The sequence below is a fragment of the Streptomyces sp. NPDC030799 genome, assembly GCF_055572255.1.
This window is the reverse complement of sequence record NZ_JBVIDS010000006.1, coordinates 117,927-143,533: the sequence shown is the minus strand read 5'-3', so window position 1 is coordinate 143,533 and position 25,607 is coordinate 117,927. Positions and strand designations below refer to the sequence as shown.

Genomic DNA, 25,607 nt, shown 5'->3' with positions numbered 1-25,607 from the left:
CACAGGATGCGCCAAAGGCTGGCAAGCTCCGCCGAATTGACCCGACCCCGCAGGTCAGCCGCCTGTTTTGGGCGGGAATGAGCGGCTCCGGGAAGGCGTGGCGGCGAATACTGCCAAAGCCTGCGGCGTGCGTCCAACCGGCGTGCCGTACAAGGGCACCGCACGCGCCACGGGAACTTGCCCGTCAACTCTCCTCCGATGTTCACTCCTTCGGGTGGCGGGTCAGGTGATGCGCGACCACCGCCCACCGGCGCTGGGAGGGTCGGGAACCGTACGAACCGGGTGTACGAACCACTTGGCACCGAGATGACGGGGCGCCACCCGGTGCCTTGGGTAGACGAGTTCAGGATTGCGAGCACCGGTGCAGAAAAAGCGGCCTCGGCGCACAGGCAGGCAGACGGCTCCCACGGGGACCGCCCAGCAGACCCCCGCGGGCACCGGCCGCCCCACCCATGTGCGCACCCGGCTCATCGTCGCCGTCGCCGTGGTGGCCGCCGCCGTCGCGGGAGCCGGTGCGCCCTCCCTGCTCACCGCCTCGCAGGACGTCAGCGACTCCCAGGACCTGGTGACGCTGGCCGCCCGCACCCAGGACGCCCTCGCCCTCGCGAACTCCCTCGCCGACGAGCGCGACGAGGTCACCTCCTACATCGCGGCGGGCCGCCCCAAGGCCAAGGCCCCGTCCGAGGACCGCAGCGCCCGCGTCGACCGGCAGGTCGAGGAGCTGCGTGCCGACACCGACACCCCGGCGAGCCTGCGCGGCGACCTCGACGGCATCGACGCCGTCCGCCGGGCCGCCCTCACCGGCAAGACCTCGGCCCTCCAGACCCACCAGGCGTACTCGGAGACCATCGCCGCGCTGCACCGGCTCGCCGAGCAGCTGGCCGAGCAGACGCCCCCGCGGGCCGGCTCCGGCGCCCATGCGCTCGCCGGACTGGACACCGCCGTCCAGCAGTCCGCCGCCGCCCGCGGCCTGCTGCTGGCCGCGCTGAACGTGCCGTCCGGCACCCGCACCGTGATCAACCCGGTCACCGGCCTGCCCACCACGACCTCCACCGCCTCCGCGGCCGACCGGAAGCAGCGCGACCAGCTGACCGCCGCCGCCCAGCAGGCCCGGCTGCGCGCCGACGCGGCCCTCGCCGACTTCCGTGCGACCGCCCCCAAGGCGGCCGTCGACTCCTACGACTCCACGGTCACCGGCTCCGACGTCAACTCGGCCGAGAAGTACCTCGCCACGCTCACCGACCAGCCGACGCTGGCCGACAGCGAGCTGACCACCAGCACCAAGAAGCTGGACGCGGCCCTGTCCGCCCGCGTCGACCTGATGCGCGGCGCGGAATCGGCCCTCTACGACCACCGCACCAAGGACCTGGCGCAGCTCCGGGACGACGACGTCACCGCCCTGGAGATCCGCATCGCCGTCCTCGGCGCGCTGATGCTGGCCGCGGTCGGCATCGCCACGGCCATGGCCCGTACCCTCACCCGCCCCCTGTCGGTGCTGCGCCGCGGCTCGGCCCGGCTCGCGGAATCGGACGACCCGACCACCCAGGAACCGATCGCCTTCACCGGCCGCAACGACGAGTTCGCCCAGGTCGTCCGCTCGGTCAACGCCCTGCACGCGCACGCGGTGGCCCTGCGCGAGCAGGCTGTCGCCGCGGGCGAGCGGATCGCCACCCTGGAGGCCGACCGCAAACACCTGGTCGGCCAGCGCCAGAAGATGGCCGACGCCCGCGAGGAACTGCGCGCCGAACTCACCGACGCCGTGGCCCGGCTGGATCGGCTGCGCACCAGCATCGGCGGCACGTTCGTGAACCTCTCGCTGCGCACCCTCGGGCTGGTGGAACGCCAGCTCGCGGTGATCGAGGGCCTGGAGGACCGCGAACAGGACCCGGAGCGGCTCGCGACCCTCTTCAAGCTGGACCACTTCGCCACGGTCATGCGCCGCCACAGCGAGAACCTGCTGGTCCTCGCCGGTGCCGAGCACGTGCAGCAGCACCACGGCCCGGTTCCGCTGGTCGACGTGGTCCGGGCGGGTGTCAGCGAGATCGAACGCTATGAACGCGTCCGTATCGCCGCCCTGCCCCCGCACGCCCATGTGGCGGGCTTCGCGGCCGACGACCTCTCCCACCTGCTGGCCGAGCTGATGGAGAACGCCACGTCGTCCTCCCCGCCGGAGCTGCCGGTGGAGATCTCCGGGTGGCTCCTGGAGAGCGGCGAGGTGATGCTCTCGGTCCAGGACGAGGGAATCGGCATGGCGCCCGAGCGCCTCGACCACCTCAACACCCGTCTGACCGACTTCGACCCCGAGTCCCCCTACGACAACGAGGGCGAAGCCGGCCTCGGCCTCGGCCTGTACGTCGTCGCCCGCCTCGCCCACCGGCACGGGGTGCGTGTGCAGCTGCGCGAGCAGAAGCAGGGCGGCATCGCGGCGGTCGTCGTCCTCCCGTCCACCCTCCTCACCGAGGCACCCCCGACCGCCCTGCCCCCGCAGACCTCGTCCCTGAGCACCACGGGCACCTTCTCCCTCCCCGGCGCCGACGCCGAGGTCAACTCCAACGTCCTCCCCACCCGCCCCAAGGACCCCGACCCACTGGTCGCCCTGGCAGAACGAGCTGTCCGGGGGGCGACTGCCTCCGGCGGTTCGGCGGAGGAGGGCGCGTCTGCCTCCGGCGGTTCGGCGGAGGGTGCTCCTGTTTCCGGCGGTTCGGCGGCGGAGGGAGCTTCTGTCTCCGCCGGGTCGGTGGAGGAGGGTGCGTTCGTCTCCGGTGGGTCGGCGGAGGACGTACTCGCGTTCCCTGGGCCGGCCGCAGAGGACGTGTCTGCTTCCGGTGGGGAGGAGGCCGTCTCCGGTGGGTGCGGGGAGGGGCGGCCCGCCTCTGGGGATACGGCGGCGGAGGGTGCCTCTGTCTCCGCCGGGTCGGTGGAGGAGGGTGCGTTCGTCTCCGGTGGGTCGGCGGAGGACGTACTCGCGTTCCCTGGGCCGGCCGCAGAGGACGTGTCTGGTTCCGGTGTTGCCGGGGGCTCGGTCGGAGAGGGCGGCTCCGGGGGACCGGGGGATGAGGCGGCCGAGGCGACCGAGGGTGTCTTCGGCGGTTCGGTCGCCGAGGCGGACGGTGCCGCCTTCGGCGGATCGGCCCAGGACGCGGTGCGGGCGGCCTTCGGCGATCGCTCCGAGCCGACGGCGGGGGACACCCGCGCCGGGCGCGCCGAGGACGCGGTGCAGGCGGTCCATGAGCAGGCCGACGCGGGTGCGCAGACCGCGGAGACCCGCCCGAAGGCCCCGGCGGAGACGTACGCCGAGACGACGATGGAGCTGCTCCTCCCGGACCTCACGACGGAGCCCACGGCCGACCGCACCGATGCGCCGCAGGCACGGTTCACGGACCCGCCGGCCGCCGACGGCGGACACGTCCCGCAGGGGCCACCCGCACCCGACGACGAGAGCCGCTCGGATGGTGCGGATGGGAACGAAAGCCCCGCCGAAGGCGAAGCCGAGGCGGTCACCGCCAAGGGCCTCCCCAAGCGCACCCCCAAGATCACCGCACCGGCCCAGGCCCCGCGCCGCCGGACCGGAACCGTCGACGCCGAAGCCCTCCGCAGGAGGCTCGGCGGCTTCCGCAGCGGCGCCCAGGCCGGCTACCGCGCCGTAGAAGCAGAAATCGCACAAGCCGAAGAAGCCACAGAAGCCACGGGGGGCACAGCCGAGGAGGCAAGCAGTTGACCGCGCCCAGTACGTACGGACTGAGCAGTGAAGCCCGCAACCTGCACTGGCTGCTGACCAACCTGGTCGAGGAAGTCCCCGGCATCCAGTCGGTCGCCGTGGTCTCCTCCGACGGCCTGCTGCTCCTCTCGTCCGACCCCGGTCACACCGAGCAGTCCCGCCGGGCCCTCCCGGCGAAGGGCCCCCGCGGCTCCTCCGCCGACCTCGCCACCATCGTCTCCGGCATCGGCAGCCTCACCGTCGGCGCCGCGAAGCTCATGGCGTTCGGCGGGGTCAAGCACACGATGATCGCGATGGAGGAGGGCAGCCTGTTCGTGATGTCGATCAGCGACGGCTCGCTGCTCGGTGTGCACGGCTCCGCCGAGTGCGACATGAGCGTGGTCGCGTACCACATGGCGCTGTTCGTCGGCCGCGCCGGCCACGTCCTCACCCCCGAACTCCGCAGCGAGTTGCGCAAGTCCCTGGAGGCCGAATCGGCGGGGAGCGCCCGATGAGCGGCACGGCCAAGAAGCTGCCCATGCGCGGCGGCGACCGCAAACCCGCCCGCGTCCGCCCCTACTCGCTCACCGGCGGCCGTACCCGCTTCGGCCACGTCCTCCTCGTGGAGACGTTCGTGGCCGCGCTGGAGGCTCCCGAGGAGCGCAAGGAACTGACGACTGGTTCCGTCACCACCCGGGTCATGCCGGAGATGCGGGCCATCGTCGAACTGTGCCGCCGTATGCGCACGGTGGCCGAGATCGCCGCGCTGCTGAAGATGCCGCTCGGCGTGGTCCGCGTGCTCCTGAGCGATCTCGCGGACCAGGGAAAGATCCGTGTGTACGGCACCGGAACCGGTCACGGCACCGGCCGCCCGGACCGCGCGCTGCTGGAAAGGGTGCTGAGTGGACTCCGCCGTCTCTGACGCCACCGGCGTCGCCCCCCTCGCCGCCGGATACGCCGATCCGGACGAGGACCTGAAGTCCTGGCAGACGGACCGCACCCGCGCCCCCATCGCCACAAAGATAGTCGTGGCGGGAGGCTTCGGGGTCGGCAAGACCACCCTGGTCACCTCCGTCTCGGAGATCACGCCCCTGCAGACCGAGGCGCTGATGACCGAGGCCAGTGAGGAGACCGACGACCTCACCGCGACCCCCGGCAAGCTGACCACCACCGTGGCCATGGACTTCGGCCGCATCACGCTCGACGACGACCTGGTGCTCTATCTGTTCGGCACGCCGGGCCAGCAGCGGTTCTGGTTCATGTGGGACGACCTGGTGCGCGGCGCGATCGGCGCGGTCGTCATGGCCGACACCCGCCGGCTCAAGGACTGTTTCCCGGCGCTGGACTACTTCGAGAGCTGCGGGATGCCGTACGTGGTCGCGGTCAACCACTTCGACGGCAGCGAGCGCTTCGAACCGGAGGACGTGCGAGAAGCGTTGACGGTCCCCGCGCACATACCTGTAATGATCATGGATGCGCGGCGGAGGATCTCGGTGATCGAGACTCTCCTGGCCCTCGTGGGCCACGCCCTGGACGTCACCCCCGAGTAGGAGAACACCCCCGCATGCGGAAGATACTCGTCGTCGGAGCCGGCCAGTCCGGCCTCCAGCTCGCCCTCGGCCTGCAGTCGCACGGCTACGAGGTCACCCTGATGTCGAACCGGACCGCGGACGAGATCCGCACCGGCCGGGTCATGTCGACGCAGTGCATGTTCGACACGGCCCTGCAGCACGAGCGCGATCTCCAGCTGAACTTCTGGGAGTCCCAGGCCCCGAAGATCGAAGGTATCGGCGTCTCGGTCGCGGCCCCCGGCTCGCACGACCCGGGCCCCACGCAGCGGGCCATCGACTGGGTGGGCAAGCTCGACGGGTACGCGCAGTCGGTCGACCAGCGGGTGAAGATGGCCGGCTGGATGGAGACCTTCGCGCAGCGCGGCGGCCAGCTGGTCATCCATGGCGCGGCGGTCGGCGACCTCGACTACTTCTCCCGTACGTACGACCTCGTCCTGATCGCCGCCGGCAAGGGCGAGCTGGTCCAGATGTTCGGCCGTGACGCCGCGCGCTCCCCGTACAGCGAGCCGCAGCGGGCACTGGCGGTGGCGTACGTCCACGGGCTGGGCCCGCGCCCCGAGCACCCGGACTACCACGCCGTCCGCTGCAACCTCGTCCCCGGCGTCGGCGAGCTGTTCATCATGCCGACGTTCACCACCTCCGGAGCGGCCGACATCCTCTTCTGGGAGGGCATACCCGGCGGCCCGCTCGACGTCTTCAACGGCGTCAAGGACCCGGCCGAGCACCTCTCCCTGACCCTGGAACTCATGGAGAGGTTCACTCCGTGGGAGTACGCGCGGGCCACGAAGGTCGAACTGACCGACGCGGGCGGCACGCTGGCCGGCCGCTACGCCCCGACCGTGCGCAACCCCATCGGCCGGCTGCCCGGCGGCGGCCTGGTCCTGGGCGTCGCGGACGTCGTCGTGGCCAACGACCCGATCACCGGCCAGGGCTCCAACTCCGCCGCCAAGTGCGCGGCCGCGTACCTCGCCTCGATCCTGGAGCACGGGGACAAGCCGTTCGACGAGGAGTGGATGCAGGCCACGTTCGACCGGTACTGGGCCACGGCCCAGCACGTCACCAAGTGGACGAACGCGATGCTCATGCCGCCGCCGGAGCACACCCTGAACCTGATAGGCGCGGCGGGACAGCTGCAGCCGGTGGCCGACCGGTTCGCCAACGCGTTCAACGATCCGGCCGACTTCGAGAACTTCTTCTACGAGCCGGAGAAGACGGCTGCTTATCTGGCCTCGGTGGCCGGAGCATGACGGGTCTCTGACCGGGGGTTCGGCCGTCGTCGTCTGTCGTTGTTGGCCGACGTCGGCCGCCCTCGGACGGCCCACAGACGGCCCCGGATGGACAGGTGCCATCTGGGGCCGCAGGCGTTCAGCATCGTCGGTGCGAAGCATGGACGTGGTGGCTGCCGATGGCTCCTGTGCAGTTGGAGCACCTGGTTGCGAAAAGAGCCACGCGGGTGCGCCAGACACGACATGCTTGACCCATGCCTAACCGCAACGCCACGCATGACTTCTTGGCGCACAAGCAAGCCATGATGCATACGTACTGCCACCAGTTGGCCGCGACATGGCTAGAGCTGCATCCAGGGGCCACGGCCGATGACCTGTTGGCGTTCCTGAGGGAACAGGCGCACACAGCGCAGACTGCCGCTGCTGAGGTCTATGTAGCCAAGGAAGGCATGACCATGGAAGAAGCCATGGAATTTCAGAAGCGCCACTACGACTACCGAGACTTGATGCGTCGAGAGCTGTCCGCGAACGACTGAGATTGGCGGAACTGCTTGGGCTGAGGCTCGGGTCACTGGTCCCTCCGCGTCGTCATACTGCGGGACACTCAGCCCGCGTGCGTGCTGCAGTCCGATGAGAGAAGCCCTTTGCCCCTAGCCAGGAGTGCGAGTCCGTCACCCCGTTTCAACCGCTCGCCGGCTGAGCTGGAGGATTACCGGGGGTCATGCGCCCCATCACGATTTTGCCTTTCTGACTGGAAATAGCTGTGGAAGGCGGTGCAGGCTCAAGTTCTCCTGAGAGCCGTGACATTTCAATTGTCGGGGACATGTCGGGTGAATAGTGTCCAGGTGCTTGATCGCCACGGGGGCGGTCCACCGAGAGGCTGTCACATGGGCATCGGTTCACGGCGCGCTACGACCGGCGCTGCCACTGCGCTGCTGCTGTGCTTCGTCACTGCCGGCACGGCGGCTGCCGAGGACGTACCGTCAGACAACGCCGAGATATCAGCCAATCAGACCACAGACGTGAACGACAGACAGGGCTGGGAAGACGGTACCGACCAGCCGGTCGAGGACAACACGCCGGCCCTGTGCGACACACCGTCCACGTGGTACAGCATCACCTCGAAGCAGGCCTACCACATCGGTTCTTGGTGGAACGGAACCAAGTACAAGGACGGTCCGGGTGGTTCCATCTCGGTTTCCGTCACCAAGGGCGGGACCATCTCGGCCGATGTGTCCGGCAGTGGTGACTTCGAGGCCAGTGGCGTCATCTTCAAAGCGAAGGCAAGCATCACCTACAAGATTGGTGGCAGTGTGACCGTGACGACGGGACACACCTACTCCCACTCGATCTCGAGCAACAAGTACGGCCATCTCCAGTACGGTTCGTGGGGCTACAAGGTGACATGGAAGAGATACCGTTCCGGCAGCGGCCGCGACTGTGGCGGCGTCGAGATCGGCCACGGATCGGCCATCCTGCCCACGTCCGAGACCGGTTGGAAGTATTGGGAAACCTCCTCATGACCTATCCGAGCACGCGGCTCTGGTTCACCGGGTCCGTCGTCGCGGCGACAGCTCTTGTCCTTACCGCGTGCACCTCCAGTGGCGACAAAGCTGGCAGCGCAACAAATACGCCGAGTACCGTGAGCGCTTCGCAGACCACAACCGAGGCGGCAGACAAGAAGCTCACTGCCAAGGCGCAGGCTGCCCTCGCTGCCGTACACAACGGCAAGCTGGTCGAATCCGGCGCGGAGCGGGTGACGGACGGCATCCACACCGAGCCCTCCCTGGGGCAGGGTAGGACCTACAGGCTCAAGCTGGCATGCGCCGGAACCGGCACTGCACGGCTGACCCTGACACCCGCGAGCGTCGGCACCAAGAACAAGGTGCCGTGCGATCAGTCCGTGGTCCAGCAGAGGATCACCGTGCACCAGCCGGTGCGCATCGATGTCGAAGGCACCAAGGGAGCGACAGGCGTCGTCGCTTGGGAGATCGACACCCTATGAACCGACCTCATTCGGGACCACAGATCAGTTGCAGTAGTAGTCGTCAATAATCGACGCCGAGCGGCCTCGGACGGCCCAGGGACGGCCCGGCCGGTGGGGTCGTCCGCCCCGGCTGAGCTGCCGCTGCCTACCGCTCAGGTCCACTCGCGCGAAGCAGATCGCCCATAGCGCTGCGAGCTGCTGCTACGAAGGCGTCGAGGCGGTCATCCAAGCGATCGCGGATCCGGAACCACGAATCGACGGGCCCCTCAAGTTGCACCCTCTGCGCCGAGCCTCCGGCTGCCCTGACTGGGCTGCATCCTTGCGCCGTTCCGACCGGAACGTAACTGCTGCCGTCAGTCCGCCGCCGGCAAGCGTCCCCAAGACGCTCACGGCCGCTATGAGTAAGGGTGACCTCGCGGGCAAGGTGGTGGTCCTGGATTTGCTCGGGCGCCAAAGCCTCCGCCTCCAAGATCGCGGCTGTGGCCTCGCCGACGTGTCACCGCTGCGCGTGTGTTCGCGCCACGTCAAGCAAGAAACGCGACTGCCGCTCCGGCGACAGGCCTGATGTGTCCACGTCCTGGGCCACCTCCAGGGCAAGCCCCGCATCCCCCAGGTCGAGATCACGCTGCCCTGGAAGACACCGGACGGGCCGAAGGTGACCCGGCGGCTCATCTTCATGGCGCCTGGGGGCAACCATGTGTGGCGTACCTCCCTGAACGAGGAGGCGTGGAAGCCCGCGCTCGTCGCGGCCGGCGTCATCCCGAAGCCGCAGACCAAGGCGGCCGGTTACGCGGCGGCACGCGAGCACGGAATGCACGCGCTGAGGCACTTCTACGCGTCCGCGCTCCTGGACGGAGGGGAGAACATCAAGGCGGTCAGTGAGTGCCTCGGGCACAGCAACGCCGCCCTGACGCCACGGATCTACGCGCACCTCATGCCGAGAAGACGGCGGCCTACCTGGCCTCGGTGGCCGGAGCCTGACAGGCGGACGGCCCACAGACGGCCCCGGCTGTGCCGGGGTCGTCGGGGTCCCCTGGCTCCAAGCTCTCTCGATGCGAACCACGAGTGCGAAGGCCGCATGATTCACCGCGTGGTCTCTTCGAGCCACCCCGGGGGGAAGAACGGCGTAGGGATCAGTGCCGCGAATGCGATCTGAGCCATGACCTGGAACGCCAGAGGTTCGGCGGCGCTGCTCGCAAGGAGGGGACAAGCACAGACGACCAGCGGAAGGGCAAGCAGCACGCGGAACCGGACCGTTTCCATCCGGCTGTGGACCCAGACCGCGAAAATGGCGATGAAGAGGGTGGGAACACCGATGATCAGCAGCAAGCCCATCCCCAGCGTCATGACCTCCAGGAAGGTCTCTTTCCACCAGACGGTCTGCGAGACGGCCACCCACGCTGCGGTGTGGAGGAGCACGTATGTAAGCGCACACCGCCCCATTCGCCCCAGGATGTACCCAAGTCTGCCGGCAGGTCCTCTCTCTGTCGCCATCTCCACCCCCGTGCCCGAGCTCCAGATTTGAACGCGTTCAACATACTGCACTGGGCGCCTGCCGACAGCGTCGAGGCGACCCGCTGACGCCGACGGGGTCGCCTTCCAGTGCGCCGGCATCGGGGCGGACGGCGCCGAGGATCGGGTAGGACGCCATCGGGGAGACCTTGATGCGCTCTCCCGGTCTCGGTGCCTGTACGACGTTGCCGTTTCCCACGTACATCGCCACGTGGGTCGCCTCGGGGAAGTACACGACCAGGTCGCCCGGCCGAAGATCGCGCAGCGGGACCTTCCTCAGCCGCTTCCACTGCTCCTGGCTGGTGCGGGGGATCGGGGTGCCCGCGTGGGACCAGGCGTCGGAGGTGAGGCCCGAGCAGTCGTACGCCGAAGGCCCCTGCGCGCCCCACTGGTAGGGCTTGCCGAGCTGGGCCATGGCGTAGCGGACCGCTCGGTCACCCTCGGGGGAGGCGGAGCGGTCGTCGGGAAGGGAGCCGGCGGTGCTGAGCTTCTGCTGGGCCTCGGTGACGCCCTGCTGTTCCAGCCCGGCGATCGCGGTCAGCTGGGCCGGTGTGAGGGAGGCCAGCAGGCGTTCCACCTCGCCCAGCCTGGACCGGATGCCGTCGCGCTGCTTCTGCTGCTCGCCGGCCAGGGCGAGCTGGGTGTCGAGGGCCTTGCGGGCCGCCCGGGCCAGGGCGTCCTTCCGCTTCTCGGCGGCGGTCAGCCGGCTCACCGTGCGGGCCCGCTCGCGCGCCAGCTCGCCGATGACATGACCCTCGTCCAGCGCGTGCTGCGGATCGCGGGCGAGGAGCAGGCGGACGTACGGGCCGAGACCGTCGCTGCTCTGGTACTGCTGCCGGGCCAGCCGCCCGGCGTCGGTCCGGCTGTCCTCCAGGGCGAGGCGGGCGCGTGTCAGTTCGTCGTCGAGCCGGGACACCTCGGCGCGCTGCCGCTTCAGCTTCTCCGCGGTGGCGTCGTAGGTCTCGGTGGCCTGTTCGGTCTGCCGGTACAGCTGCTGCAGGTCGGTCAGCAGTGCGGCGACGGAACGCTGTTGCGGGTCGGGGGCGGCCGGAGCGGGTGCGGGTGTGAGGACGGCCTGGGCCGCCACCGTTGCCGTACAGGCCAGGCGCAAGAGCGTTCCTGACACGTCTTCACCTCCGGTGCCGGTGAGGGCGGACTGTCCGCCGCTCGTCGCACCGGGATCATCACGTGATAATCAGACGTGTCCGCGCGGGCCGCGCCCCGCGCGTGCGCGGTTCGGCGCAAGCCTGTCACCCGTTCGCGTCGTCCGGCTTGCCGGACGGCGTGCCCTGTGGCTTGGACCAGGGCCACCGGAGCCTGCCGCCGGAGGTGTCGTCCGGGTCGTACTGGTACTTCCACCCCTGGATCAGGCCGAGCCGCCTGCTGTGTCCGCGCGGCACGCGGCGGTAGACGAGCTCTGTCGCCGGGCCGCCGCCCGGGTCCGGGACGGGGATGCGGTACGTCTTCGGGGGGTGCCCGGTGGGGCCGACCAGGACCGGCAGTACGCGCCCGTCCATGGGGCCGCCCTCGAAGGGGGTGTCCTGACTCTTCACGGCTTCAGTCTCGGTCATTGCGGGCGAGCGCGCCGACGACGGCGGCCGTCTGCGGGTCCCGGCCGGCGGTGACCGTGAGCATGGCCTGGAACTGCTCCACCAGCCAGTCGCGCAGCTCCTCGACCGGGGGCTGCTTGTCCTCGTCCAGCCAGATCAGGGAGGCCGCCTCCACGGCCGTGATCCACGTCCGGACGGTCATGCGCAGCCGGGGGCCGGGGTCGGTGACGCCGAGGTGGCCGTGGATGTGCTCGGCGGCGGCCCGGCGCACCCCGTCGACGATGGCCGTGGTCCGTGAGGTCTCCACCACGCTGCCGCCCTGCAGCAGCGCGCTGAAGCCGGTGTCGTGCTCGTCGACGAAGGCCAGATAGCGGTCCAGGGCGTGGGACAGGCGGGCCAGCAGGGGGCCCTCGTGGGGCTCGTCGAAGCACAGCTGCAGCTCTTCGGCGGCGGAGCGCAGCGCGGCCTCGTACAGCTGCTGCTTGCCGCCGGGGAAGTACCGGTACACCAGCGGGCGGGAGACCCCCGCCGCCTCCGCCACGTCGTCCAGTGACACGTCCTCCGGTGCGCGGTGCGCGAAGAGGGAGAGCGCGGCGGCGAGGAGCTGACTGCGCCGCTCCTCGACACTGAGCCGACGGTAGGCGGGGGTGGTGGCCTGCGGGGTCATGCCTCGCAGCGTAGTCGCCGGGCGGTGGGGGTGCCGGGTGCCCGGTGGGCGTGGGACTGGGGGATGTCGTTTGGATCATCCCGCCGGTCGGCACCGCTCGTCACGGCCGGCCCGATCCGAACGACACCCCTAGTTGACGCCCTTGAAGCTCATGACACCGAAGGGGAAGCCGTCGGGCACCTTCACGCCCCAGTTCATCGAGAAGACCTTGCCCTTGCAGCCCGTCTTCGAATACAGGTTGAGCATGTGCCGGGTGTTGTTGTTGATCGACCGGATGGGCACGGAGCGGCTGTTGTTGCAGGCGCCGAGCTGGGTGTTCACCTTTCCGTACCGGCCCGTGTAGTGCTCCTTGGACCACACGCACGTGTAGTTCTTCTCGCAGTCCCCGCTCGCCGCGTGGGCGGGGGTGGTCATGACGGCCACGCCGATGCATCCGGCTGCGGCCATCACACCCGCCGAGCGGGCCATGTGCTTGAGGAAAGTCACTGTAAACCCCGTGGAATGAAAGATGGTTGACGACTGCGGCCACGATTCATCACATGATCATCCCGGCCGCCTCGCCAGTCTAACCACCCCTTCACGCAAGCAACCCGGAGGCCTTCCACAGCCGCCTGCCGACCCCCCGGAGCACCCCGATGTCGTCCAGGAAGTCGGTGAGCCGCTTTGCGCCGGTCTGCATGACCTCGCGGCGATGCGCACTGGCCTTCACCTGGGCCATCGCCTCCCGCTTGTCCAGGCCCACGTTCGTGTACACCTCGGGATTCACGAAGGCGACCGAGAACACCCGGGCGAACTCCCCGGACGTGACCCGGGTGAACTCCTGCGACCACTTCGGCGCCGTCATCATCTGGCGCCGCAGCTCCTCACGGGCGTACCGGACGTGGCGGGCCTCCTCGACCACATGGATGCGCGTGACCCCCCGGATCAGGGGCTGCACCCGCTCGTCCGGGAACGTCAGCCGCTGCATCCAGTCCAGGACCTCCTCACCGAGGAGAGTGGCGGTGAAGGAACCGGGGGTTGTGGAGATGGTCTTGAAGAGGCGGCCGAGGTTCTGGTGAGCCCGGCTCACCGGGTACCAGGGCGCGTCCCCCCGCGCGATCAGCCGCGCGAACATCTTCGAGTGCCGGCACTCGTCCTCGATCTCGGTGAGCGCGTAGCGCACGTGCGCACTCGTCGCCGCCTTGTCGTAGATGTGCCGGACCAGCAGCTGCATCAGGATGATCTCGAACCAGATACCGAGCGAGGCGAGCGCCGCCGCCTCGTGCTGGGAGAGCAGGATGCGCTGCTCCTCCGACATCTGCCGCCACATCGGGGTGTCGTAGAGCGAGACCAGCTCCGGCGGCCAGAACCACTTGCCCTCCTCGAAGGGCGCGTCCCAGTCCAGCTCCTCGTCCGGGTCGAAGGAGTGCTTGGCGGAGGAGACCAGCAGCCGTTCGGCCACCTGCTCCCGGTCCTTGAGCAGGCCGAGCGCGTCGCGCAGGCCGTCCAGCGCGTCCGCTTCCGTCAGGGTCGTCATGGCTCCCTCACCTCGTTACCCGGGGTACGTCTTCCGCCTCTTATGAGACTGCTTGTCAGCAAGACCGTCAATCCCTTGCGCATGACTTGTTGACTTCGCGTCTACGTGTGAGCCTGCGAGGTATGCCGACCCATGACCTGTACGCCAACGACCCCGGAACCTCCCCCTGGGAGGTGCCCGCGACCGGCGCCGCCCGCTTCAGCTGGGAGTACGACGACGGCCGCGACCGCCTCCTCGCCCTGTACCAGAAGGGCAAGGACAAGCAGTGGGACGGGCGGACCCGCATCGACTGGAACCTGGAGGTCGACCCGTACGACGCGCTCGGCACCCCCGAGGAGGCGATGTCCCTGTACGGCACCAGGTACTGGGACAAGCTGACCGACAAGGACAAGGGCGAGCTGCGGCGCCACTACGCCTCCTGGCAGTTCAGCCAGTTCCTGCACGGCGAGCAGGGCGCGATGATCTGCGCCGCGCGGATCGTGGAGTCGGTGCCCGACCTGGACGCCAAGTTCTACTCCGCCACCCAGACGATGGACGAGGCCCGGCACGCCGAGATCTACGGCCGGTTCCTGCGCGAGAAGATAGGCATGGTCTATCCGATCAACGACAACCTGCAGTCCCTCCTCGGCGACACCCTGCGCGACAGCCGCTGGGACATGCCGTACCTGGGCATGCAGGTGCTCATCGAGGGCCTGGCGCTGGCCGCGTTCGGGATGATCCGCGACACCACCGACAAGCCGCTGCCCAAGCAGATCCTGACCTACGTCATGCAGGACGAGGCCCGGCACGTGGCCTTCGGCCGGCTGGCGCTGAGGGACTACTACAAGCAGCTCACCGACGCCGAACTGCGCGAGCGCGAGGAGTTCGTGATCGAGGGCTGCTATCTGATGCGCGACCGGCTCCGGGGCGTCGAGGTCCTGGAGAACTTCGGCATCCCCAAGGCGGAGGCGGAGGCGCTGAGCGAGCGCTCCGAGTTCCTGCAGCTGTTCCGCAGGCTGCTGTTCAGCCGGATCGTGCCCTGCGTCAAGGACATCGGCCTGTGGGGCAAGCGGCTGCAGCAGGCCTATGTCGACATGGGTGTCTTCGAGATGGGCGACTCCAACCTGGACCTGCTGATGGCCCAGGACGAAGAACTGGCCGAGCAACTGGACGCGGAGCGCTTCGCCGCCGAGGAGCGGGACCGGATCGCGGAGGTGCGGGACGCGATCGAGGCCGGGGCGGCGGAGGCCTGAGCCGGCAACGGGCCGCGTGGCCCAGGTGACTGCCGGGGCTTTCACCCGGGTGCAGTAGCGTGCCGACGTGTCCATGCCGCCGCCGCAGTACCCGAACCAGCCGCAGCCCCCGTACGGACAGCAGCCGCAGCCCCCGTACGGCCGGCCCCCGCAGGCCGTCCCCGGCCCGTACGGCGCCCCGTATCCGCCGCAGCAGCAGCCGTACCCGCCCCAGCTCCACACCCAGCAGCCGTACGCCGCCTGGGGCATGCCGCCGATGGCCCCGCCGCCGAAGAAGCGGCGGGTCGGGCTGGTGCTCGGGATCGTGGGCGGAGTCGTCACGGCGGGCGTCGTGGGGCTCGTGCTCATCGGGGCGCTGGCCGGGAGCGGCTTTCCCGAGGCGAAGAACAAGCTCACCCTGCCCAGGACGCTGCTGGACGGCAGGTTCCAGCTCGCCCGGGACCTCTCCGACTCCGAGGGCAAGAAGATCGAGGACGAGGCGGACGGCGCCTGGGACGCCAAGGACACCCGCGGTGTCGTCGGCACCTACGACCTGGGCGGCGACGCGACCAGGGGCACACTGGCGGTGTCGGGCATGTACGGCCGGTTCAGGAACAGCGACGAGGCCCGTCGCAACATGCTGAAGGGCGCATCCGAGGCACAGGGCGTGACGATGGCCGCGCCGCGCAGGGACTTCACCCAGGACGGCTCGCCCACGGTCAGCTGTGAAGTGCTGACGCAGAAGAGGTTCGGCGCGACCCTGACCTACCCCCTGTGCGCCTGGAACGACGGCAATACCGGAGCCGCGGTCGGGTGGATCACCGCCAAGACGGCCCGGCAGGACCCGTCCGACGTGGACCTCGCCTTCTACGCGAAGGTCACCCTCCAGATCCGTTCCGAGGCGGTCGAACCGATCGGCTGAGCGTCTCACCGGCCCAGAACGGCCCGCATCACGTCCCGTGCGATCGGCGCCGCGTCCCCACCGCCGCTGATCTCGCCGCGGTCCGCGGAGGCGTCCTCCACCACCACCGCGACCGCCACCTGCGGCTCCAGGGAATTGTCGGCCTGCGCCCAGGAGACGAACCAGGCGTACGGCACACCGGCGTTGCCGACCCCGTGCTGCGCGGTGCCGGTCTTGCCGCCGACCAGGGCACCGGGGATGGCCGCCCGGGTGCCGGTGCCCTCCTGGACCACATCCATCATCAGCTCCTTCAACCGCGCGGCCGTCGAGGGCTTCATCACCTGCCGCACCGGATGCGTCCCGCTCCCGGCGACCGTCTCCCCGCCGCGCCGGGTCGTCCGGTCCACCAGGTACGGCGACCGCAGCTGTCCGCCGTTCGCCACCGCCGAGGCCACCATCGCCATCTGCAGCGGCGTGGCCCGCGTGTTGTACTGCCCGATCGAGGACAGCGCCAGCTGCGCCCGGTCCACGTGCGCGTCGAAGGTGCTGGGCGCGACGGAGAACGGGATGCGCAGCCCGGTGTCGTTGAACCCGAACGCGTTCGCCGTGGTCACCATGCCCTTCACCCCGACGTCCACACCGAGCTTGGCGAACACCGTGTTGCAGGACCACTCGAAGGCCGACCGCAGTGAGGCGTCCCGGCAGTCGTCGGCCTCGTTGGTCAGAACGGTCCTGGTGCCGGGCAGCCGGTAGGGGTCGGGGGAGTGGGTGCGCGCGTCCAGGTCGGTGACCACGCCCGCGTCCAGCGCCGCCGCCGCGCTGACCACCTTGAACGTCGACCCCGGTGGATAGGTCTGCCGCACCGCCCGGTTGAGCATCGGCTTCTCCGGGTCGTGGTTGAGCCGCGCCCACGCCGAGGTCACCGCCTCGCCGTTGCCGGACAGCTCCCCGGGGTCGTACGACGGACTCGACACCAGCGCCAGGATCCGGCCCGTGGCCGGCTCGATCGCGGCCACCGCGCCCTTGCGCCCGGCGAGCCCCCGGTACGCCGCCTCCTGCGCACCCCGGTGCAGCGTCGTGACGATGTTCCCGGCGGCGCGGCCCCCGCGCGTCACGTCGTTCCACAGCGGCAGCGGCGACAGCATCGGATCGGTGCCGGAAAGCACCCCGTCCCCGGCGTGCTCCAGGAACGTGGTGCCGTACGACTGGGAGGCGAAGCCGGTGACCGGGGCGTACAACGGGCCGTTCTTGTAGGTGCGTTCGTAGCGCAGCTGCTCGCCGGTGTCCACGGATCCGGTGACCGGCTCGTCGCCGACCAGGATGTCACCGCGCGGCTGGCCGTAACGGGCGATCTCGGCACGGCGGTTGGCCGGGTTGCCGTCGTAGAGACCGGACTGCACCACCTGCACGCGGGCCGCATTGACCAGCAGGGCCGCCAGCAGCAGCGTGCAGAACGCGCAGGCGTGCCGGATGTACCGCGCCATCGGCCGCCCGCCCTCGTGGAAGCCGCCGTACTCGCTCACCGGGCCTCCCGGCCGTCGTACTGGCTGCGCGCCGAATCGCTCACCCGGATCAGCAGCGCCACGATCGTCCAGTTGGTGACCACCGAGGAGCCGCCCTGGGCGAGGAACGGCATCGCCATACCGGTCAGCGGGATCAGCCCGGTGACCCCGCCCGCGATCACGAACACCTGCAGCGCCAGGATGGAGGCGAGCCCGACCGCGAGGAGCCGGCCGAAGGGCTCCCGCAGGGCCCGCCCCGCCCGATAGCCGCGCTCCACCAGCAGGGCGTAGAGCAGGATGACCGCCGCGAGCCCCGTGAGCCCGAGCTCCTCGCCGGCCGTGGCCAGGATGAAGTCCGACTTGGTGGCGAAGCCGATGAGGATCGAGTGCCCGAGCCCGAGCCCGGTGCCGAGGATCCCGCCGGCGGCGAAGGCGAACAGCGACTGGGAGAGCTGGTTCGGCCCCTGCCCGGCCTCGATGGTGGCGAAGGGATGCAGCCAGTCCTCGATCCGCTGGTTCACATGCGGTTCGAGGCGTCCCACGGCGACGGCCCCCAGCACGGCCAGCACCAGCCCCACCGCGATCCAGCCGGTCCGCCCCGTGGCGACGTACAGCAGCACCACGAACAGCCCGAAGAACAGCAGCGAGGTGCCCAGATCCCGCTCCAGCACCAGCACCCCGACGCTCAGCAGCCAGATCGTCACGATCGGCCCGAGCACCCGCCCGGTCGGGAACTGCAACCGCCACAGCCGGCGGCCCGTGTACGAGAGCGCGCTGCGGTTCGCGGCCAGATAGGCGGCGAAGAACACCGCGAGCAGCACCTTCGCGAACTCGCCCGGCTGGATGGAGAACCCGGCGATCCGGATCCAGATACGGGCGCCGTTGACCGCCGGGAACAGGATCGGCAGCGCCAGCAGCCCGAGCGCGGCGGCCACGCACACATACGAGTACCGCTGGAGCATCCGGTGGTCGCGCAGCACCAGTACGACGACGATGAACAGCCCGATGCCGAGCGTGGACCACACGAGCTGGGCCGGGGCGGCCTGGTCGTGCGGGGTCTCCCGGTCCAGCCGGTAGATCAGGACCAGCCCGAGCCCGTTGAGCAGCACCCCGATCGGCAGGAACAGCGGATCGGCGTACGGGGCCCGGATGCGCACCGCGAGATGCGCGCACACCGCGAGCACCGCGAGCCCGGCGCCGTAACCGGCGGCTCCGGGCGGGACGGTGCCGGTCCGCGCCAGACCCACCGCGCAGTAGCCGTACACCGACAGCAGTACCGCCAGCAGGATCAGGGACAGTTCGATGCCACGGCGCCGGGGGAGGCGGACGGCAGGCGTGGGAGTCTGCGCCGCCGCCACGGTGGTTCCGGCCTTCGTCATGCCGGGAACCTACCCAAATAGGGCGTCTTGCGCTCGGAGCGGCCCCGAGGGACGACAACGCGGCCGATGTGCGTGCCGGACCCCGCGACGCCGGGATGATCCGAACGACGCTTCCTAGCGCCCCTCGACCAGCGGCAGGACCAGCGTGGCCACGGCCCCACCGTCGATCGCGTTCGCAAAGAACAGGCGCGCCCCCAATACCTCCGCCTGCCCCAGGGCAATCGTCAGCCCCAGCCCGTGCCCGGTCGCCCCGCCCTCCGTGCGGAACCGCTGCGGCCCATGCGCCAGCAGATAATCCGGATACCCGCCCCCGTGGTCCCGTACGGTCACCACGGCCCCGTTCACCGTCACCACCACCGGTGGTGCCCCGTGCTTGTGCGCGTTGGCCACCAGATTCCCCAGCACCCGCTCCAGCCGCCGCCGATCGGTCTCCACCCGCGCGTCGGCCAGGACGCGCACCTCGGTGTCGGTGCCCGAGGCCCGCACCACCCGCCGGGCCAGCGCCGCCAGCTCCTCGGTGTCCACCTCGAGCCGTTCCCGGCCGGTGTCCAGCCGGGAGATCTCCAGCAGGTCCTCGGTGAGTGTGCGCAGCGCCGCGACCCGGTCCCGCACCAGCTCCGTCGGCCGGCCCGGCGGCAGCAGCTCCGCCGCCGCGTGCAGCCCGGTCAGCGGGGTGCGCAGCTCATGCGCCACGTCCGCGGTGAAGCGCTGCTCGCTCAGCAGCTTGCTCTGCAGCGACGAGGCCATCGTGTCCAGGGCGGCGGCCACCGCGGCCACCTCGTCCTGCGGGCGGGACGGGTCCTTCGTACGAGGGTCGTCGACGCGCGAGTCGAGGTCTCCCGCGCTGATCCGCCGGGCCACACGTGCGGTGGCGTGCAGCCGCCGGGTCACCCGGGTCACCGCGAACACGCCGACCAGCACCGTCGCCCCGATCGCGAGACCGGACGACCACATGATCGAGTGGTCGAGCCCGTCGATGGTGCGGGCCTGCTGCGAGTAGTCGACCGCCACGGCGAGCGCCCGGTGCCCGGCGACCGGGCCCGCCGCCCACATGGTCGGGCGCCCGTCGTGCGAGGAGACCATGGTGCCGCGGTTGCCGGCCGCCGCCAGCGTCCGCAGCGACGCCGGCAGGCCCCGGGGGTCCACGCCGGCGTTCGGCAGCAGCGCGTCCCCGGCCTCGTACGCCTGGGTGGCGTCCGCGAGCTTGGACAGGGCCAGGCTGCGGGCCTGGCCGACGGTCTGGTTGGTCACCGAGACGTGCACCAGGACACCGAGCAGCGCGGCCAGTGCACAGCACATCACCGTGATGAAGGCGGCCGCCTTCACGGCGAGCGGCCCGGCCCACCGGGGAAGCACGAGCCTCATCGCGCACTCGCCGAGGGCGAAGCGGGGGCGGAGGCCGGGGCGGAGCCGGAGGAGGGGGACGGGGCGTGGGAGGGGACGGAGGGGGACGGAGTGGACGAGGAGGCCGACGGCGTCGGCGAGGCCTTCTTGGCGTGCCGCCCCTCACCGGTGCGCAGGAACTCGTCGCGGGAGAACACCATCGCGCGCTGCTCCGGGTCCCACACCCAGGTGGCGCGGTACTCGTACCCGGAGATGTCGCCCGGTGAGCGCTCGATCAGCGTCCGGCCGGCCAGCTCCACCCCGATGATCGCGTCGTTGTCGGTCAGCACCTTCACCAGCTTGTGCTTCTCGACGGTGTAGACCCGCACGCCCGTCTGGTTGGTCGGGTAGAGCCGGAAGCCGAGCGTCATGTCGTCCCGGCCGTCACCCGTGAGGTCCCGGTAGTACGGCTTCAGCAGCGGACAGCGGGCCCGGTCGCCGCCGGGCCGGCAGTCCTTCAGCCGGTCCACGGTCGCGTGATACGCCCCCTTCGACCCGTAGTCGCCCGGATGCGCCTTGACCTCGGCCTCGACCACGGCCACCGGGTCCACGGACCGGATGTCGTCACCGGGGACCGTGATCCCTTTGACGACCTCCCTGGTCGCCACGTCGTAGGGGTACGCCGGGCTGGAGGCGGGGCGCAGGTCGGGCCAGAGCTTGACCGGGCTGACGGCGGTGGGGGTCGCGCCCGCGCCCTGCAGCCCACCGGCGTCCCCGCAGGCCGCCGCCGTCGCCGACAGTACGGCGACGACGGCCACGGTGAAGGCGGTGCGCGCGGGACGGCGGGCTGACACGGTGCTCCTGGGGCGTCGGGGTCGGTCGGGGCCCCGTCCACCTTATGTCTAGACGGAATTTGATAGATAAGTCGTTTTTGCACCCGTCGGAGTGATGCTGGAAGAGAGGCTACTCGGCCAGCTCCTCCAGCAGTCGCACCGTCGACAGGCCCGCGCGCAGGTACTCCACGAACAGCTCGTTGTGCAGCGCCCAGGCCGAGCGCCGGGCCCGGATCAGCTGGATCACCTCGTCGGGCGAGGCGTGCCCCCGCTGGACAAGCGCGTGGGCGACGACCAGGCCCGAGCGGTTGTACCCGTGGTAACAGCGCACGAGAACCCGGCGGCCGGCGTCCAGCGCCTCGTTCGCCGCCCGGGCCAGCCGGATCACCCCGGCGAGCTGCGTCCCGTCCAGCGGGCCGTCCGGAATCGGCCACACATGGTGCTCGACCCCCGGAGCGGGGCCGTATCCCGGCAGCCGCAGCAGCGTCTGCACCACATCGAACTCATCCCGCACGACGGCAAGCTCCGGCCGTCCCGAACGGCCCCGGAACTCATGCCCGCCCATCCACAGACCCGGCACGATCTCGTGCCACGGGCTCTCCGGAGCCGGTACGTCGGGCTGCTTTCCGCGCATCCGCACCGGCGCCTCCCCAACTCCCCCTCGTGGGCCCGCCCTCCACGGTAACCGGTCTTGCCCCGGGAGCACCCCGCCTGTTCCCATGGTCCGAGGGGTGATGGCGCATGAGCGCACTGCGCGTGGTGCCGGCCTATCGGCACGGGCGGGAACGGCTGTACGTCTGCCGCCCGGACGGAAGCAATGTCGCCTGGTACGACCGTGAGACCGGCCGGGTCAATCTGCTCGGCGAGGACAACAGGGACGACGTACTCCACGCCCTGAAACCCTTCCTGACCGGCCCGGTGACCGTAGGACCGCCCCCGGTACCCACCCCCGCGGAACTGGCCCGGCTGACCCTGCACCCGGACGACGACCTCGCGCCCAACCGCCCCGGCGAGACCCTCCTCGTCGCCCTCGAACGCGACCCCGGCCCCGCCCACCGGCTGCGCCCCGACCCGCGCCGCCGCGCCCTGGCCGCCGAGGAGATCATCGGTACCGCCCTGGACACCCTGGAGGGCGCCGGCTGGCACACCCTGCACTCCGTCCCCCTCCCCGGCGGCGACCGCATCCACCACCTGCTGCTCGGCCCCGGCGGCCTGTTCGCCGTACACGCCCTGTACGCCCGCAAGTCCCGGGTCCAGATCGCCGACCCCATGGTCACCGTGGGCCGCCGCGACCCCGAGCCGCTGCTGCGCCGACTGCGGCTCGTCGCCGACCGGGCCTCCTACGCCCTGACCGCCGAGGTGCGCCCGCTGCTGGCCCTGGCGGGCCCGGCCGAGCTGACCCTGACCACCCAGCCCCGAGCAGTACGCATCCTCCAGGACACGGACCTGCCGGCCCTGTCCCGGCTCGGCGGCGTCCTGAAACCGGCGGACGTGGAGGCGCTGCATGGGATGGCCAGGGATCGGAATACGTGGGGGAGGGTGTGAGGACCGGATGGGAGAGGGTGGGAGAGCAGGGGGTAGGGCGTGAGGGTGGATGGGGGAGGGCCCCTGAGTAGACGGGGGAGGGCGTGAGCGGTCTCGGCTGAGCGGCTTGCCCGGTGCTTGAGGGCGGGCTGTTCAGACTGAGGCGGGGGTGTGGGGGTGGCAGCGCCATCAGGCGGACAGGGGCAGTCACGGCTGGCAGAGGGTGAGGGGCGGTCATCGCCGGCTGGGGTTGTAGGGGGCGGCAGCCCGAGCACGGGGTCGAGGGGATGGCGGGCCGCGGTGGGCGTAGTGCGGGGCGGCGGCCGCCGGGCGGGGGCAAGGACAGTGGCCCGCGGCAGGTGGTCGTAGGGGCCGGCAGTGCTCGGCGGGGGCAGGGATGGCGGCGCGCGGCGGGCGTTGTATGGGGCGGCAGTCGCCGAGCCGGGGGCAGGGATGGCGGCCCGCTGCAGGCGTTGCGCGGGGCGGCAGCCGCCGGGCAGGGGTGCAGGGGGCGGCGGCAGCGGCCCGGCACGGGTCGCACGGGCGAGCAGCCCCGCAGGGGTCGCAGGGGGTGGAGCACCCTCGCCGGACGGGTAGGAGCGGCGGGGGTGACCGCCCACGTCAGGGCAAGGGCGCCGCCGTCCCCGCATCCAGCAGCGGTGCCAGCAGATCCCCGTGATCCTGCAGCCGTGGTGCGATGTCACCGGCCAGGAATTCCAGCTGCCCGGGGCTCCGGCAGTCGGCCACCTCCGCCCAGGTCACCGGTGCCGAGACCAGCGGGGCCCGGCGGGCGCGCAGGGTGTAGGGCGTGGCCGTGGTCTTGCGGGCCGCGTTCTGGCTCCAGTCGACGAACACCTTCCCCGGCCGGAGGCTCTTCGTCATCCGGTGCACCACCAGCCGCGGCATCGCCCGCTCGGCCTCCACGGCGAGTGCTTTCGCGTACTCACTCGTCCGTTCGGACGAACCCCCGCGCACCGCCGCCAGCAGATGCAGCCCCTTCGAACCGGCCGTCTTCGGATACGCCTCGATGCCGTCCGCCGCGAGCCTCTCCCGCAGCCACAGCGCCACCTCGCAGCAGTGCACGACGGTCGCGGGCGCGCCCGGGTCGAGGTCGAAGACCAGCCGGTCGGCCTCGTCCGGAGCCTGCACCAGCCACTGATGGGTGTGGAACTCGGCGACGAGATTCGCCGCCCAGACCAGGCTCGGCAGATCCTGCACCACCACCATCCGGGCCGGGCTGTCCGCCGACGACCGCGGCACCTCGGCGGTCGTGACCCACTCGGGCGTGCCCGGCGGCACGTTCTTGGTGAAGAACAGCTGGCCCTCCGGGCCGTCCGGATAGCGCAGGAAGGACACGGCCCGGTCGCGCAGATGCGGCAGCAGCACCTCGGCGCTGGTCGCGTAGTAGTGCACCAGCTCCGCCTTGGTGAAGCCGGTCTCCGGATACAGCACCTTCTCCAGGTTGCTGAGGGCGACCCGCCGCCCCTCCACCTCTGTCATGGGCGTCATAAGATGACAATCCCAGAAAAACGGGTGAAACCGGCGCAACCGGTGTCCCGGTACAGGAAGGGTGCGGCACGTGCGATCGATCTGGAACGGCGCCATCTCCTTCGGGCTCGTCAGCATCCCGATCAAGCTGGTGAACGCCACGGAGAGTCATGCGATCTCCTTCCGCCAGATCCACACCGAGGACAACGGCCGCATCCGCTACCGCAAGGTGTGCGAACTGGAGGAGCGGGAGGTCACCCAGTCGGAGATCGGCAAGGGCTATGAGGATGCCGACGGCACGATCATCCCGATCAGCGACGAGGACCTCTCCCACCTCCCCATCCCCACGGCCCGCACGATCGAGATCGTCGCCTTCGTCCCGGCAGACCGGATCGACCCGCTCCAGATGGACGCGGCGTACTACCTCGCGGCCGGCGGAGCCCCCGCCGCCAAGCCGTACGTCCTCCTGCGCGAGGCCCTCAAACGCAGCAACAAGGTCGCCATCACCAAGTACGCGCTGCGCGGCCGCGAACGCCTCGGCATGCTGCGCGTGGTCGGGGACGCCATCGCCATGCACGGGCTGCTGTGGCCGGACGAGGTCCGCGCACCCGAGGGCGTCGCCCCGGACACCTCCGTCACCATCCGCGACAAGGAACTCGACCTGGCCGACGCCCTCATGGACACCCTCGGCGAGGTCGACCTGGCGGACCTGCACGACGAGTACCGGGAGGCGCTGGAGGAGGTCATCGCCGCGAAGGCCTCCGGCGAGGCCCCACCGGAGGCGCCCGAGCCGGCCGCCGGGGGCAAGGTGCTGGACCTGATGGCGGCCCTGGAGAACAGCGTGCGGGCAGCCCGCGAGTCCCGCGGCGCACCGCCCACCCCGGCAGAGGCCGAGGTCAGATCCCTGCCACGCCGGTCGGCACCGAAGGAGGCGGGCGCCAAGAAGTCGACGTCCACGGCCAAGAAGAAGGCAGCACCGGCGAGGAAGTCGACGTCCAAGACAGCCGAGGGAACGAAGAAGACGGCGGCGTCGAAGACCACGGCGAAGACCACGGCCAAGAAGACGGCCCAGAAGACGGCTCAGAAGACGGCCCAGAAGAAGACGACGTCGCGTCGGCGAACGGCTTGAGGGCGACCACTGAGCGCCGTATCCGTAGGGGGATCGGCCGGTCCCTGGTTCCGGCTGCGCCCACGCTGATCGCGCCCGCGCGACGGAGCCGCACACCGATACGGTTCCGCGACCCGTTCCCCGCCCCTCTCGCAGGACCGGACACGAGGCTGTGCCCCGTGACCCTTGCTTTCGACTCGCGCGAGTTTCCTGAATTCTGCGGCCACATGGCGCATGATCGAAATGCGGTCGGCGTCGCGCACCTCGACGATGGCGCTGAAGGGCGGAGGGCGAGGCCTGCCTGTATCAGCCGAGCACTCCGCTGAGTCATGCGTCAAAGAAAGAGGAAACCATGACGGCAGCGACGGAGACTCCCACTCGTGAAAAGGCCGGCGTAGGCCAGGAAGAGTTCGGCGAGGAATCCGCCTTCGGTCCGCTTCTGCTGGCAGCGTTGCTGAGCCGGCGTGAGGAGCGCGGCGAGGAATCGATCATCGAGCACCCGCTCCTCCTTGCCGCCCTCGCGCGTCGGCGTGAGGAGGGTGGTGAGGAGTCGATCATCGAGCATCCGCTCCTCCTTGCGGCGCTCATGCGCCGTCGGCGTGAGGAGGGTGG

General features: G+C 70.5%; 25 protein-coding genes and 1 pseudogene. 13 read left to right on the top strand and 13 right to left on the bottom strand.

Features of this window, described 5'->3' with window-relative positions; all coding sequences use genetic code 11:
• The first annotated feature begins 361 nt into the window (after nucleotides 1–361).
• The 9 genes and pseudogenes from ACZ41I_RS16790 to ACZ41I_RS16750 all read left to right on the top strand — a co-directional run.
• Nucleotides 362–3,718, top strand: a complete 3,357-nt coding sequence (locus tag ACZ41I_RS16790; RefSeq protein WP_468514471.1) for a sensor histidine kinase — start codon at nucleotides 362–364, stop codon at nucleotides 3,716–3,718.
• Nucleotides 3,715–4,212, top strand: coding sequence for a roadblock/LC7 domain-containing protein (locus tag ACZ41I_RS16785; RefSeq protein ID WP_363214428.1), 498 nt, complete (start codon nucleotides 3,715–3,717; stop codon nucleotides 4,210–4,212). Before ACZ41I_RS16790 ends, ACZ41I_RS16785 begins: the two co-directional genes overlap by 4 nt.
• Nucleotides 4,209–4,619, top strand: a complete 411-nt coding sequence (locus ACZ41I_RS16780; protein ID WP_363214427.1) for a DUF742 domain-containing protein — start codon at nucleotides 4,209–4,211, stop codon at nucleotides 4,617–4,619. The genes ACZ41I_RS16785 and ACZ41I_RS16780 overlap by 4 nt, the downstream gene beginning before the upstream one ends.
• Nucleotides 4,600–5,247, top strand: a complete 648-nt coding sequence (locus tag ACZ41I_RS16775; protein ID WP_468319307.1) for a GTP-binding protein — start codon at nucleotides 4,600–4,602, stop codon at nucleotides 5,245–5,247. The genes ACZ41I_RS16780 and ACZ41I_RS16775 overlap by 20 nt, the downstream gene beginning before the upstream one ends.
• Before the next feature lie 14 nt (nucleotides 5,248–5,261).
• The gene (locus tag ACZ41I_RS16770; RefSeq protein WP_468514470.1) at nucleotides 5,262–6,515 is read left to right on the top strand and encodes a styrene monooxygenase/indole monooxygenase family protein; all 1,254 of its coding nucleotides are present in this window, start codon (nucleotides 5,262–5,264) and stop codon (nucleotides 6,513–6,515) included.
• Between the two features lie 233 nt (nucleotides 6,516–6,748).
• Entirely contained in the window at nucleotides 6,749–7,030 is a 282-nt protein-coding gene (locus tag ACZ41I_RS16765) for a hypothetical protein (protein WP_468514469.1), read from the top strand.
• Nucleotides 7,031–7,381: 351 nt separating this feature from the next.
• Entirely contained in the window at nucleotides 7,382–8,017 is a 636-nt protein-coding gene (locus ACZ41I_RS16760) for a hypothetical protein (RefSeq protein ID WP_468514468.1), read from the top strand.
• Nucleotides 8,014–8,499 (top strand): hypothetical protein, encoded by a 486-nt coding sequence (locus ACZ41I_RS16755; RefSeq protein ID WP_399764545.1) that lies wholly within the window; start codon nucleotides 8,014–8,016, stop codon nucleotides 8,497–8,499. Before ACZ41I_RS16760 ends, ACZ41I_RS16755 begins: the two co-directional genes overlap by 4 nt.
• A 583-nt stretch (nucleotides 8,500–9,082) precedes the next feature.
• Nucleotides 9,083–9,439, top strand: a pseudogene (locus ACZ41I_RS16750) (tyrosine-type recombinase/integrase); the annotation flags it as partial.
• 125 nt (nucleotides 9,440–9,564) lie between these two features.
• Here the strand turns inward: ACZ41I_RS16750 and ACZ41I_RS16745 are convergent.
• The 6 genes from ACZ41I_RS16745 to ACZ41I_RS16720 form a co-directional block, all read right to left on the bottom strand.
• The gene (locus ACZ41I_RS16745) at nucleotides 9,565–9,900 is read right to left on the bottom strand and encodes a hypothetical protein (RefSeq protein ID WP_468514467.1); all 336 of its coding nucleotides are present in this window, start codon (nucleotides 9,898–9,900) and stop codon (nucleotides 9,565–9,567) included.
• 112 nt (nucleotides 9,901–10,012) lie between these two features.
• Complete coding sequence (locus ACZ41I_RS16740) at nucleotides 10,013–11,119, bottom strand: C40 family peptidase (protein ID WP_468514466.1); 1,107 nt, start codon at nucleotides 11,117–11,119, stop codon at nucleotides 10,013–10,015.
• 124 nt (nucleotides 11,120–11,243) lie between these two features.
• Nucleotides 11,244–11,546, bottom strand: a complete 303-nt coding sequence (locus ACZ41I_RS16735) for a hypothetical protein (protein ID WP_399764553.1) — start codon at nucleotides 11,544–11,546, stop codon at nucleotides 11,244–11,246.
• Between the two features lie 4 nt (nucleotides 11,547–11,550).
• Nucleotides 11,551–12,210 (bottom strand): TetR/AcrR family transcriptional regulator, encoded by a 660-nt coding sequence (locus tag ACZ41I_RS16730; RefSeq protein WP_363214421.1) that lies wholly within the window; start codon nucleotides 12,208–12,210, stop codon nucleotides 11,551–11,553.
• Nucleotides 12,211–12,339: 129 nt separating this feature from the next.
• Nucleotides 12,340–12,696: a peptidase inhibitor family I36 protein gene (locus ACZ41I_RS16725; protein ID WP_363214420.1), complete on the bottom strand. Its 357-nt coding sequence runs from the start codon at nucleotides 12,694–12,696 to the stop codon at nucleotides 12,340–12,342.
• A gap of 91 nt (nucleotides 12,697–12,787) precedes the next feature.
• Nucleotides 12,788–13,726, bottom strand: coding sequence for an AurF N-oxygenase family protein (locus ACZ41I_RS16720; RefSeq protein ID WP_363214419.1), 939 nt, complete (start codon nucleotides 13,724–13,726; stop codon nucleotides 12,788–12,790).
• Between the two features lie 122 nt (nucleotides 13,727–13,848).
• Between ACZ41I_RS16720 and ACZ41I_RS16715 the strand changes: the two genes are divergently transcribed.
• Together ACZ41I_RS16715 and ACZ41I_RS16710 are read left to right on the top strand one after the other, a co-directional pair.
• Nucleotides 13,849–14,958, top strand: a complete 1,110-nt coding sequence (locus tag ACZ41I_RS16715; protein WP_468514465.1) for a ferritin-like domain-containing protein — start codon at nucleotides 13,849–13,851, stop codon at nucleotides 14,956–14,958.
• A gap of 73 nt (nucleotides 14,959–15,031) precedes the next feature.
• Nucleotides 15,032–15,859 carry a hypothetical protein gene (locus ACZ41I_RS16710; protein ID WP_468514589.1) on the top strand — a complete coding sequence of 276 codons (828 nt, stop codon included), beginning with the start codon at nucleotides 15,032–15,034 and terminating at the stop codon, nucleotides 15,857–15,859.
• Between the two features lie 5 nt (nucleotides 15,860–15,864).
• Here the strand turns inward: ACZ41I_RS16710 and ACZ41I_RS16705 are convergent, their stop codons facing one another.
• The 5 genes from ACZ41I_RS16705 to ACZ41I_RS16685 form a co-directional block, all read right to left on the bottom strand.
• Nucleotides 15,865–17,322 carry a peptidoglycan D,D-transpeptidase FtsI family protein gene (locus tag ACZ41I_RS16705; RefSeq protein WP_363214495.1) on the bottom strand — a complete coding sequence of 486 codons (1,458 nt, stop codon included), beginning with the start codon at nucleotides 17,320–17,322 and terminating at the stop codon, nucleotides 15,865–15,867.
• A 35-nt stretch (nucleotides 17,323–17,357) separates the two neighbouring features.
• Nucleotides 17,358–18,719, bottom strand: coding sequence for an FtsW/RodA/SpoVE family cell cycle protein (locus tag ACZ41I_RS16700; protein ID WP_468514464.1), 1,362 nt, complete (start codon nucleotides 18,717–18,719; stop codon nucleotides 17,358–17,360).
• Between the two features lie 114 nt (nucleotides 18,720–18,833).
• Nucleotides 18,834–20,084 (bottom strand): ATP-binding protein, encoded by a 1,251-nt coding sequence (locus tag ACZ41I_RS16695; protein ID WP_468514463.1) that lies wholly within the window; start codon nucleotides 20,082–20,084, stop codon nucleotides 18,834–18,836.
• Nucleotides 20,081–20,896 carry a hypothetical protein gene (locus tag ACZ41I_RS16690; RefSeq protein WP_468514462.1) on the bottom strand — a complete coding sequence of 272 codons (816 nt, stop codon included), beginning with the start codon at nucleotides 20,894–20,896 and terminating at the stop codon, nucleotides 20,081–20,083. Before ACZ41I_RS16690 ends, ACZ41I_RS16695 begins: the two co-directional genes overlap by 4 nt.
• Before the next feature lie 109 nt (nucleotides 20,897–21,005).
• Nucleotides 21,006–21,515 carry a protein-tyrosine phosphatase family protein gene (locus ACZ41I_RS16685; RefSeq protein ID WP_363214414.1) on the bottom strand — a complete coding sequence of 170 codons (510 nt, stop codon included), beginning with the start codon at nucleotides 21,513–21,515 and terminating at the stop codon, nucleotides 21,006–21,008.
• A gap of 101 nt (nucleotides 21,516–21,616) precedes the next feature.
• Between ACZ41I_RS16685 and ACZ41I_RS16680 the strand changes: the two genes are divergently transcribed.
• Entirely contained in the window at nucleotides 21,617–22,420 is an 804-nt protein-coding gene (locus ACZ41I_RS16680; protein ID WP_399764570.1) for a nuclease-related domain-containing protein, read from the top strand.
• Between the two features lie 600 nt (nucleotides 22,421–23,020).
• On the opposite strand, the gene ligD is transcribed toward ACZ41I_RS16680, so the two are convergent.
• Nucleotides 23,021–23,908 (bottom strand): non-homologous end-joining DNA ligase, encoded by an 888-nt coding sequence (ligD, locus tag ACZ41I_RS16675; protein ID WP_468514461.1) that lies wholly within the window; start codon nucleotides 23,906–23,908, stop codon nucleotides 23,021–23,023.
• Nucleotides 23,909–23,978: 70 nt separating this feature from the next.
• On the opposite strand from ligD, the gene ku reads away from it, so the two are divergent.
• A complete protein-coding gene (ku, locus tag ACZ41I_RS16670; protein ID WP_468514460.1) occupies nucleotides 23,979–25,016 on the top strand; it encodes a non-homologous end joining protein Ku in 1,038 nt (345 codons plus the stop codon).
• A 313-nt stretch (nucleotides 25,017–25,329) separates the two neighbouring features.
• Here ku and ACZ41I_RS16665 read toward each other — a convergent pair.
• The coding region (locus tag ACZ41I_RS16665) for a hypothetical protein (protein ID WP_468514459.1) at nucleotides 25,330–25,607 on the bottom strand (278 nt) is incomplete at its 5' end.

Excerpts from the sequence above, each read along its gene's own strand:
- ACZ41I_RS16780 (WP_363214427.1), top strand. The coding sequence starts at position 4,209 with ATGAGCGGCACGGCCAAGAAGCTGCCCATGCGCGGCGGCGACCGCAAA.
- ACZ41I_RS16755 (WP_399764545.1), top strand. The coding sequence starts at position 8,014 with ATGACCTATCCGAGCACGCGGCTCTGGTTCACCGGGTCCGTCGTCGCG.
- ACZ41I_RS16730 (WP_363214421.1), bottom strand. The coding sequence starts at position 12,210 with ATGACCCCGCAGGCCACCACCCCCGCCTACCGTCGGCTCAGTGTCGAG.
- ACZ41I_RS16710 (WP_468514589.1), top strand. The coding sequence starts at position 15,032 with ATGCCGCCGCCGCAGTACCCGAACCAGCCGCAGCCCCCGTACGGACAG.
- ACZ41I_RS16695 (WP_468514463.1), bottom strand. The coding sequence starts at position 20,084 with ATGAGGCTCGTGCTTCCCCGGTGGGCCGGGCCGCTCGCCGTGAAGGCG.
- ACZ41I_RS16720 (WP_363214419.1), bottom strand. The coding sequence starts at position 13,726 with ATGACGACCCTGACGGAAGCGGACGCGCTGGACGGCCTGCGCGACGCG.
- ACZ41I_RS16680 (WP_399764570.1), top strand. The coding sequence starts at position 21,617 with ATGAGCGCACTGCGCGTGGTGCCGGCCTATCGGCACGGGCGGGAACGG.
- ACZ41I_RS16715 (WP_468514465.1), top strand. The coding sequence starts at position 13,849 with ATGCCGACCCATGACCTGTACGCCAACGACCCCGGAACCTCCCCCTGG.
- ACZ41I_RS16700 (WP_468514464.1), bottom strand. The coding sequence starts at position 18,719 with ATGACGAAGGCCGGAACCACCGTGGCGGCGGCGCAGACTCCCACGCCT.
- ligD (WP_468514461.1), bottom strand. The coding sequence starts at position 23,908 with ATGACGCCCATGACAGAGGTGGAGGGGCGGCGGGTCGCCCTCAGCAAC.
- ACZ41I_RS16705 (WP_363214495.1), bottom strand. The coding sequence starts at position 17,322 with ATGGCGCGGTACATCCGGCACGCCTGCGCGTTCTGCACGCTGCTGCTG.
- ACZ41I_RS16760 (WP_468514468.1), top strand. The coding sequence starts at position 7,382 with ATGGGCATCGGTTCACGGCGCGCTACGACCGGCGCTGCCACTGCGCTG.
- ACZ41I_RS16770 (WP_468514470.1), top strand. The coding sequence starts at position 5,262 with ATGCGGAAGATACTCGTCGTCGGAGCCGGCCAGTCCGGCCTCCAGCTC.
- ACZ41I_RS16765 (WP_468514469.1), top strand. The coding sequence starts at position 6,749 with ATGCCTAACCGCAACGCCACGCATGACTTCTTGGCGCACAAGCAAGCC.